Annotated in this window: 4 protein-coding genes; all 4 read left to right on the forward strand. The window is 62.8% G+C overall.

All coding sequences use genetic code 11. The features are described 5' to 3' along the window. Positions 1–225 (forward strand): metal-sensitive transcriptional regulator (locus tag PV772_RS22890; protein WP_347887686.1); only part of this gene is annotated, 225 nt, incomplete at its 5' end. 44 nt (positions 226–269) lie between these two features. Next, entirely contained in the window at positions 270–686 is a 417-nt protein-coding gene (locus tag PV772_RS22895) for a DUF302 domain-containing protein (protein WP_347887687.1), read from the forward strand. A 9-nt stretch (positions 687–695) separates the two neighbouring features. Further along, positions 696–1076, forward strand: coding sequence for a DsrE family protein (locus PV772_RS22900; RefSeq protein ID WP_347887688.1), 381 nt, complete (start codon positions 696–698; stop codon positions 1074–1076). Between the two features lie 256 nt (positions 1077–1332). Further along, positions 1333–1530 carry a hypothetical protein gene (locus tag PV772_RS22905; RefSeq protein ID WP_347887689.1) on the forward strand — a complete coding sequence of 66 codons (198 nt, stop codon included), beginning with the start codon at positions 1333–1335 and terminating at the stop codon, positions 1528–1530. Positions 1531–1566: the final 36 nt, after the last annotated feature.

The following is a 1566-nucleotide window of genomic DNA, read 5'->3' on the forward strand; positions in this document are numbered from 1 at the left end:
ATCAACCGCCTCAAGCGCGCCCAGGGCCAGCTCGCCGCCGTTACCCGGATGCTCGAGGAAGGCCGGGACTGCAAGGACATCGTCACCCAGCTCGCCGCCGTGTCGAAGGCCCTTGACCGTGCCGGTTTCGCCATCATCGCCACCGGGCTGGAGCAGTGCATCGTCCAAAAGGATGCAAGCATGGACACAAAGGACCTGGAGAAGCTCTTCCTCTCCCTCGCCTAACCAGCCCGCCTCAACAGCGGCGCGTGACTACTTCGAGGAGCCCCATGACGTACACCCTGGCCACCACTGTTTTCCTTCCCTGGGCCGAAGCCCTGGAGCGCACCCGTGAGGCCCTCGCGGCGCAGGGCTTCGGGATCCTGACCGAAATCAACGTCCGCTCCACCTTCGAAGCCAAGCTCGGCGCCGAAGCCGCGGACGCCATCGGGGATTACGTCATCCTCGGTGCCTGCAACCCCGCCCTTGCCAGCCGCGCCCTCGCCGCTGAACCGGAAATGGGTGCGCTGCTGCCCTGCAACGTGGTGGTCCGCCGGAAAGCCGGTGCCAACGAGACCACCGTTGAGGCCATCGACCCGCAGACCATGGTGCAGCTCAGCGACGCCCCTTCCGTCAAGGAAGTGGCGGACGACGCCGGCACCCGTCTCCGCAAGGCCCTCGCCGGCCTCGGTGAGGCAGCGGAGTAAATGATGCCAATGAGCCAAACGACCGCAGAAGCCACGAAAGCAGGCAACGGCAAGGGCCTTCTCATTCACGCCGCCGGCCCGCTTGAACCGGACACCCTTGCCGGGATACTTCGCAGCGCCTCCAACGCCCGAGCAGCACTCCACCCTGGAACAGGCATTGAAGTGGTTGTCCAGGGGCCAGGCGTCAAACTCCTCGCCGCAGGCTCCCCAGCCACCGAAGCTATCAACGACGCCCGGCAACTGGACGTGAGCATCCTCGCCTGCGGCAACAGCATGCGCTCAGCCGGCCTGGAAGAAAAAGACTTCATCCCCGACATTGCCACAGTTCCCGCGGCAATCGCCCACCTGGCCCAGCGCCAATGGGACGGCTGGGCCTACGCCAGGCTCTAACACAGGTGGGTCTGCGGACGCCTCCGCGCAGCGACCAACACAGCGAGTCAGATCATGCTGACATGCAAACGGTGCGGGCGACTTCGGATAAACCGTGTCGTTACGTGCAGAAGCTGACTGCGCAAACCGCCTCCCGGATTCGAGGGTATGGCTGGTGGGAATTGGCTGATCAGTATTTCTCTGTTCGAAGGTCGCTTCTGTGCAGTACTGCTGTTTTCAAACGAAGTCAGGCTTCATTCAGGAGCTTGCTTAATCAATGGCGTTACGTGCGGGTATTCGGTCGCGCGCCAGCCGTGCTGTCTATAACTTTCAGGGGGTGGAACGCTTGCAGTTGAACGTTTACATCGCCAGCGCTTCGGACGGGGTTTTCACGATCAAGGCAGTGCAGATGCCGGAGCTGTCCGCTCAGGCGCGTGTCAATGGCCAGTTGTTTCTGCCCACGGACGGCCACTAAAAGTGCCCACTGGTGGCCAGTAAAACTGCCCGGTTA

Origin of the sequence: Pseudarthrobacter sp. CC12, from assembly GCF_039907755.1 — a bacterium.
Classification (GTDB): domain Bacteria; phylum Actinomycetota; class Actinomycetes; order Actinomycetales; family Micrococcaceae; genus Arthrobacter; species Arthrobacter niigatensis.

Coding starts and splice junctions, on each gene's coding strand:
- PV772_RS22895 (WP_347887687.1), top strand. CDS start 270: ATGACGTACACCCTGGCCACCACTGTTTTCCTTCCCTGGGCCGAAGCC.
- PV772_RS22900 (WP_347887688.1), top strand. CDS start 696: ATGAGCCAAACGACCGCAGAAGCCACGAAAGCAGGCAACGGCAAGGGC.
- PV772_RS22905 (WP_347887689.1), top strand. CDS start 1,333: ATGGCGTTACGTGCGGGTATTCGGTCGCGCGCCAGCCGTGCTGTCTAT.